The organism is Actinomyces sp. ICM47 (assembly GCF_905369875.1).
Lineage (GTDB): Bacteria > Actinomycetota > Actinomycetes > Actinomycetales > Actinomycetaceae > Pauljensenia.
The window spans coordinates 1-7,460 of the sequence record NZ_CAJPJE010000069.1; the positions used below are offsets into that span (position 1 = coordinate 1).

8 protein-coding genes are annotated in these 7,460 nt (G+C 66.4%); 6 read left to right on the forward strand and 2 right to left on the reverse strand.

Annotated elements, in window-relative coordinates; genetic code table 11:
* The coding region (locus QZ149_RS09775; RefSeq protein ID WP_291451252.1) for a PAS domain-containing sensor histidine kinase at positions 1 to 1,234 on the reverse strand (1,234 nt) is incomplete at its 3' end.
* Between the two features lie 98 nt (positions 1,235 to 1,332).
* Here QZ149_RS09775 and QZ149_RS09780 point away from each other — a divergent pair.
* The 6 genes from QZ149_RS09780 (at position 1,333) to fumC (ending at position 6,565) form a co-directional block, all read left to right on the forward strand.
* Positions 1,333 to 1,815: a DUF2505 domain-containing protein gene (locus QZ149_RS09780; protein WP_291451253.1), complete on the forward strand. Its 483-nt coding sequence runs from the start codon at positions 1,333 to 1,335 to the stop codon at positions 1,813 to 1,815.
* Positions 1,816 to 1,900: 85 nt separating this feature from the next.
* Complete coding sequence (locus QZ149_RS09785; protein ID WP_291451254.1) at positions 1,901 to 2,326, forward strand: OsmC family protein; 426 nt, start codon at positions 1,901 to 1,903, stop codon at positions 2,324 to 2,326.
* 1 nt (position 2,327) lies between these two features.
* Positions 2,328 to 3,131 (forward strand): thymidylate synthase, encoded by an 804-nt coding sequence (locus QZ149_RS09790; RefSeq protein ID WP_291451255.1) that lies wholly within the window; start codon positions 2,328 to 2,330, stop codon positions 3,129 to 3,131.
* Positions 3,128 to 3,661, forward strand: coding sequence for a dihydrofolate reductase (locus QZ149_RS09795; protein ID WP_291451256.1), 534 nt, complete (start codon positions 3,128 to 3,130; stop codon positions 3,659 to 3,661). Before QZ149_RS09790 ends, QZ149_RS09795 begins: the two co-directional genes overlap by 4 nt.
* A gap of 82 nt (positions 3,662 to 3,743) precedes the next feature.
* Entirely contained in the window at positions 3,744 to 5,078 is a 1,335-nt protein-coding gene (locus tag QZ149_RS09800; RefSeq protein WP_291451257.1) for an MFS transporter, read from the forward strand.
* Positions 5,079 to 5,155: 77 nt separating this feature from the next.
* Positions 5,156 to 6,565 (forward strand): class II fumarate hydratase, encoded by a 1,410-nt coding sequence (fumC, locus tag QZ149_RS09805; RefSeq protein ID WP_291451258.1) that lies wholly within the window; start codon positions 5,156 to 5,158, stop codon positions 6,563 to 6,565.
* 58 nt (positions 6,566 to 6,623) lie between these two features.
* Here fumC and QZ149_RS09810 read toward each other — a convergent pair whose 3' ends face one another.
* Entirely contained in the window at positions 6,624 to 7,421 is a 798-nt protein-coding gene (locus QZ149_RS09810) for a sulfite exporter TauE/SafE family protein (protein ID WP_291451259.1), read from the reverse strand.
* Between the last annotated feature and the right edge of the window lie 39 nt (positions 7,422 to 7,460).

Here is a 7,460-nt window from a genome sequence, read left to right on the forward strand (position 1 = left end):
CCGCAAGGCCGTGCTCGACCGAGTTCGCGACCAGCTCGTTGAGGACGGTCGCCAGGGCCTGAGCTTGATCGGCCTGAATGGTGCCAAAGCTGCCGGTCGTGATGACTTCGACGGCGTGGTCCGTGGACGCGATCGCACCAGCCATGCGCACAATCGTGCGTGCGACCTCGTCGAAGTCGACCGACTCGTCCACGTTCTGCGACAGGGCGGCGTGCACGGTCGCGATGGCCTGCACGCGGCGCTCGGCCTCCGCGAGTGCCACCTTGACGGCGTCCTCACTGGAGCGACGCGACTGCAGGCGCAGCAGCGCGGACACGGTCTGCAGGTTGTTTTTGACGCGGTGGTGGATCTCGCGGATCGTCGCGTCCTTCGTCATGAGTTCCTGCTCGTGGCGGCGTACCTCGGACACGTCGCGCAGGAGGATGACAGCTCCCAGGCGCTTGCGCCCGTTTTGCAGGGGCAGGGCACGCATGGAAATGGTGGAGGCGCTCGCCGCGATCTCGACACGCCAGGAGGCCCGACCCATGACGACGACGGCCATCGATTCCTCGATGAAGGTGCCTTCGCCGATCACGTCGGTGATCTCCTGGGCCAGGACCTTGCCCTTCACGTCGTGGCGAATCCCCAGGCGCGCCAGGCACGACATGGCGTTGGGGTTAGCCTGCAGGACGCGCCCCTCCGCATCGAGCAGGAGCGCACCATCAAGGACGCGCGGAACGCCGTGGGAGGTGACCTGCGGGGTGGAGTCGTAGGGGTACTCACCGCGCGCGATCATCTGGCAAAGTGTGTCGGCCGCGGCGATGGTCCACCCCTCAAAACCCATCGACAGGCGGGGGCTGGACAGGTTCGTTTCACGGGTGATGACCGCGATAATGCGCCCGTCGTGGCACACGGGAACACACGTTTCCTGCATCGAGTAGGTGCCCGCCCAGCGTGCAGCGGGCGAGCGCACAACCTGGCCGGTCTGGATGGCGCGATGCAGGTCGACCTCGCGGGCGGCGGGCAGGTGCAACCCGATGATGTCGTCGACGTGAACGGTCGTCGAGGTCGCGGGGCGGCAGTGGTTGGCGGCGATGAATCTGCCGTCGTCGGCGGGCAGCCACAGAACGAGGTCGGCGGCTGCCAGGTCAGCGAGCACCTGCCAGTCCGCAAACAGCAGGTGCAGCCAATCAATGTCCTGCTCCGACAGCGGTGTCGAAGAGGCTTCTTCAGCTAACTGCATGAGGCTACGCATGGCTCTACTCTAGTGGGAGCGGGGCCACAAAGGCGGTCCTTAGTTGTAAATGAGCGCCGGGCCACGATTCGGCGGTGACCTCAGAGAGAAGGAGAATCATGGAGTTCACCCAGTCTGTTACCTATCCGGGCACTGTTGACGAAGTCGTCGCCATGTTCCTCAGCCCGGGCTACCAGGAGCGACGTTTCGGCTCTTTCCTGGTGCCGGGCAGCACGACGGCGAGCGTGGAGGGTGGCCGCATCACGTTCTCAGGTGACGTGCGCCCGGAACTGATCCCGGCGGCCGCCTCCCGTTTTGTCAAGGGCAGTCTGCGCGCAACATTCGTGGAGGAGTGGAAGAGGGACGAGGCCGTGGCTCGTTCGCGTTCGACGCTGACCGTGGAGGGTGCGCCCGTCTCCTTCGACGCGGCCTCCGTCCTCTCTCCCGCGGATGATGGCTGTACGCGCGCCGTGAAGGGGAACGTGTCGGTGCGGATTCCGCTGTTTGGTGGGCGCATTGAGAGGGAGGCGGTGACCCACGCGGGAACGGTTATCGAGCACGAGCGCGAGCTGGCCGCCTCATGGCTGGAGGAGCATCGCTGAGGACTGCGCTTCGCTGTAGGAAAAACACCGCCCGCCCGGCGCTGATGTCTGGGCGAACGGCACCTTTTTACGCGACAATGGTCCTATGAGTGATACCCCAGAGTCTCTGTACATGCAGCGTACGGGCGTGCGTCAGTACGTTGCCCGCAACCAGGACGGCGCCGAGATCCGCATCGGTCATGGCCCCGGCCTCTTCTCCCCCGGTGATCTGCTCAAGCTCGCGATCGCGGGCTGCAACGCGATGAGCTCGGATGCCCGCATGGCGGCTCGCCTGGGCGACGATTTCGAGCAGTTCGTCGGCGTGTCCGCTGACTACGACCAGCAGAATGATCGTTTCACGCGCGTGGACGTCGAGCTGGTCCAGGACATGTCTGCCCTGTCCGACGAGGAGATCGAGGATCTCAAGCGTCGCGCCGATGCCGCAATCAAGCGCAATTGCACGATCGAGCACTCGGTCGTCGACCAGGCTCTGCCGGCCTCGCACACATGGACGAACGAGCGGATCAACTGACGTGAGCGCCGTCGACCGCCAGTACGAGGACCTGCTGGCGCGCATTATGCGTGAGGGCACCCCCAAAGGTGACCGCACCGGCACAGGCACGCGTTCCCTGTTTGGGGCGCAGCTGCGCTACGACCTGTCCAAGGGCTTCCCGCTGATCACGACGAAGCGTGTGCACCTCAAGTCGGTGGTCGGCGAACTCCTGTGGTTCCTGTCGGGTTCGTCAAACGTGTCCTGGCTCCAGGACAACGGGATCCGCATCTGGAACGAGTGGGCGGACGAGGACGGTGAGCTGGGCCCGGTGTACGGCGTCCAGTGGCGTTCGTGGAACGCCGGGGACGGCCGCCACATCGACCAGATCTCCCAGGTCCTCGAGACGGTGAAGACGAACCCGGATTCGCGCCGCATGGTGGTCTCCGCGTGGAACGTTGGAGACCTGCCGCAGATGGCGCTCGAGCCCTGTCACGCGTTCTTCCAGCTGTACGTGGCTGACGGCCGCCTGTCGCTGCAGCTCTACCAGCGCAGCGCAGACATGTTCCTGGGTGTGCCCTTCAACATCGCGTCCTACTCGCTGCTCACCCACATGTTCGCCCAGCAGGCGGGCCTGGAAGTCGGCGACTTCATTTGGACGGGCGGAGACTGCCACATCTACTCCAACCACACGGAGCAGGTGACCGAGCAGCTGAGCCGCGAGCCGTACCCGTTCCCGCGCTTGGAGCTGACAAAGGCTCCGTCGATGTTCGAGTACTCCTTCGACGATATTTCCGTCGTCGACTACCAGCATCACCCGACGATCAAGGCTCCGGTCGCCGTATGACGAAGCTCGCCGCGATTTGGGCCCAGGATAGCAACGGGATCATCGGGTCGGGCACGGCCATGTCCTGGCACGTTCCCGCTGATTTCCGTCATTTTAAGGAGTCCACGATGGGCTGCCCGATCATCATGGGCCGCCGCTCGTGGGAGGCTCTCGGGCGCGTCCTCCCGGGCCGCACGAACATCGTCATCACCCGTACCCCCGGGTACGAGGCCGAGGGCGCTCTCGTTGTCTCCTCCGTCGATGAGGCGCTTCAGATCGCACGCGAGGAGACGGCGCGCACGGAGGCCCCCTACATCTGGATCACGGGCGGGGCACAGCTCTATGCGCAGACACTGCCCTTCCTCGACGAGGCCGTGGTGACCGACCTGGAGTTGGATGTGGCCTCGGGTGCACCCGAGGATTCGACCTTCGTGTACGCGCCGCCGCTGGATCCGTCTCTGTGGCGCAGGGATGAGAACCACAGTGATGCCGAGTGGCGTGAGCGCTCGGGGGACGCGCGCTGGAAGGTGAGCACCTGGGTGCAGCGTTAACTCTTACCGCACCTCTGTGTTATTCAACAACTGTCTGGGGAGGCCCCGCGCAATGCGCGGGGCCTCCGTCGTAGGATGCACTGTGCCTTCTTCTCCCTTGTTAACGAATCCGACGCTGCGCGCGCTCGTGGCGATCGCCCTGTTTACCTACACGGCGCAGAACATGCTCAACGTGTCGATCGCTCCCCTCTCGCGCGCCCTGGACCTGCCCGAGTGGATCGTGGGTGCGGCGGTGTCCCTGGCGGCTGCCGCGGTGACGGCGCTCAGCCAGTTCTGGGGGCGTCGCTCGATCGCCTGGGGACGCAGGCGCGTCATTCTGCTGGCGCTGATCCTGGCGCTGACGGCGGGCACGCTCTTTTCGGCAGCAGTGTGGGCGCGCGCAGCCGGTTACATCGGCGCGTTTGCCGCGGCGGGGGCCATCATGGCGGCGCGCGGCCCCTTCTTCGGCGCGGCCGTCGCGGCGATCCCGCCGACCGGCCAGGCCCTCGTCGCCGAGGTGACCCCGGACGAGGGGTCGCGCGTGCGCGGCACATCCGCGTTCTCGGGAGCGATCAACCTGTCCGTCATGGTAGGTTCCCTCGTCTCGTCGGCACTGGGTGCGTGGTGGATCTTCGGACCCGTGCACGCCACGCCGGTCTTCGTTCTCATCGCGCTGGCCATCGCCCTGATCTGGCTACCCCGTGACGGAGGCACCACCCACCCAAGGAGGCACCTGCCCCGTCTGTCCCATGAGGCCGCAGAACCCGAGAAAGCGACCCCGGCCTCGTCGATTGAAGGGACAACGGACAGCGCGAGCGCGGAACCCACAGACGGCGAACTGCCCCCGCGCGTGAGCTGGACCGACCGGCGGATCGCCCCGTGGATCGCCTCGATCTTCGGCATCTACTTCGCCAACGGCGTCGTTCAGATCACGATAGGCTTTCTCGTTCAGGACCGTGGTGGACTCGAGCCCGCGCCCGCCGTGTCAATCACGGCCCTCATGCTGCTGGCCAACGCCGCCGGAGCCATGCTCATGCAGCTGATCGTCGTGCCACGCCTGGGATGGGGGCCTCGCAGGCTGCTGCGGGCGGGCATGACGCTCGCACTCATCGCTCTCACCTGTCTGACCCTCGCGCCGACGCTGTGGGCAGTCGCGGCATCGACCTTCGCGATGGGCGTCGCCTCGGGCATGGCCTCCCCCGGCTACTCCGCCGGCGCGTCCCTGGCTGTCACCGAGCGCGAGCAGGGCGGCATCGCCGGCGTCATCAACGCGACCGGCGCGATCACGTGGATCGTGGCCCCCGTGAGCGCCACCGCCCTGTACGGCTGGATGCCCCTGTCACCCTTCCTCCTCGCGCTGTCTCTCGTCGCACTGTCGTGTTCGTGCGCGTGGTTGCTCCTGCACAAGCTGGACATTGTGTCCCGAGCACGCGACTAGGACGAGTGCCCCACGCCTCACAGCGCGCTCGGCGCTATCCTAGAGAGGTACGTAAGCCCTACGCGAAGGAGCCACCTGTGGCACAAGAAACCCGCACCGAAACCGACTCGATGGGAGCCGTTGAGGTCCCCGCGAACCGCTATTGGGGCGCTCAGACCGAGCGTTCGCTGCACAACTTCGACATCGGCCGCAACACATTCGTGTGGGGTCGCCCGATGGTGCGCGCCCTCGGCATCCTGAAGAAGTCCGCAGCCCTGGCCAACGCTGAGCTGGGCGAGCTGCCCGCCGACATCGCGAACTACATCGCGCAGGCCGGCGACGAGGTCATCTCCGGCAAGCTCGACGACAACTTCCCGCTGGTCGTCTTCCAGACCGGCTCGGGCACGCAGTCGAACATGAACGCCAACGAGGTCATCTCCAACCGCGCCATCGAGCTCGCGGGCGGCACCATGGGCACCAAGTCCCCCGTGCACCCCAATGACCACGTGAACCGCGGCCAGTCCTCGAACGACACCTTCCCCACCGCCATGCACATCGCGGTCGTCTCCGAGCTGCACGACATGTACCCGCGCGTGCGCCAGCTGCGCGACACGCTGGACAAGAAGGCCAAGGAGTTCGACGACGTCATTATGGTGGGCCGCACCCACCTGCAGGACGCCACCCCGATCCGCCTGGGCCAGGTCATCTCCGGCTGGGTTGCTCAGATTGACTTCGCCCTCGACGGCATCGAGTACGCCGACACCCGTGCGCGCGAGCTGGCCATCGGTGGCACCGCCGTGGGCACCGGCCTGAACGCTCACCCGAAGTTCGGCGAACTCACCGCCAAGAAGATCTCCGAGGAGACGGGCATCGAGTTCAAGCAGGCCGACAACCTGTTCGCCGCCCTGGGCGCGCACGACGCGCTGGTGCTGGTTTCGGGCGCACTGCGCGTCCTCGCCGACGCCCTCATGAAGATCGCGAACGACGTGCGCTGGTACGCCTCCGGCCCGCGTAACGGCATCGGCGAGCTGCTGATCCCCGAGAACGAGCCTGGTTCGTCCATCATGCCGGGCAAGGTCAACCCGACCCAGTGCGAGGCCATGACGATGGTCGCCACCCAGGTCTTCGGCAACGACGCGACGGTCGGCTTCGCCGGCTCGCAGGGCAACTTCCAGCTCAACGTCTTCAAGCCCGTCATGGCGTGGAACGTCCTGGAGTCCATCCGCCTGCTCGGCGACGCCTGCGTGTCCTTCGACACGCACTGCGCGTACGGCATCGAGCCGAACTACGAGAAGATCAAGCACAACCTGGACATCAACCTCATGCAGGTGACGGCCCTGAACCGTCACATCGGCTACGACAAGGCCTCGAAGATCGCGAAGAACGCGCATCACAAGGGCCTGTCGCTGCGCGAGTCCGCCCTCGAGCTGGGCTTCCTGACCGCCGACGAGTTCGACGCGTGGGTCGTTCCCGCCGACATGACGCACCCCAGCGCCGCCGACGAGTGATCCGCAAGTCGCACTGACGCTTCGGCCCCGGTCTCGCATGAGGCCGGGGCCGTTTCGTTCAACCCTGAGCGCGCGCCCGGCGCATCTTCAGGATCGTCGAGGCGATGATGGAGAGCAGGAAGATGTTGAAGAGGATCGCGCCGACGCTCGGGGACACGAGCGTGGCGACAAGGCGTCCGGCGGGGGCCGTGGCCGCGGCGGAGGCTCCGACGATGAGACCGACGCGCAGGTCGACCATGCGGTGACGCAGATTCGTGACGGTTCCGGCGATGCCGGTGGGGATCATGACGAGGAGGGACGTGCCGCGCGCAATCAGGTCTCCTGCACCGACGGCCAGCTCCATGCCGGGCACGATGACGGATCCGCCGCCCACGCCGACCAGGCCGGACAGGATGCCGGCGCACACGCCGACCAGGATCAGCAGAGCGCACGAGGCCGGGGTCAGCAAGACGGTACCCTCACGCGTGGGGACCTGCAGGTATTGGGAGACGATCACGAAGAGTGTGAAGCCGATGAGGATCCAGGGCAGGGAGGGCGCAGGGAGGCAGCGCAGGAGCCATACGCCGATTTGGGAACCCGCGAGCGCGCCGACGACGAGGAGCGTGCCACCCGCCCAGGAGACCTCGCCGTGCAGGGCGTAGGTGCCCGACCCGACGGCTGCGGTGACGATGATGGCGGCAAGCGAGGTGGCAGAGGCGCGGCGCTGGTCCATGCGCAGGACGGCCATGAGGGCGGGCACGATGACGAGGCCGCCTCCCACTCCAAAGAGTCCGGAGAGGAAGCCCGCACCCACACCCGTCAGGGCGACGAGGACGATGCCGCGCGGGGTGAGGGGCTGAGAGTCCATGGAGGCCATGCTTCTACTGTAGTCCCGTGTCGTTTTGTGTTCGGGGTC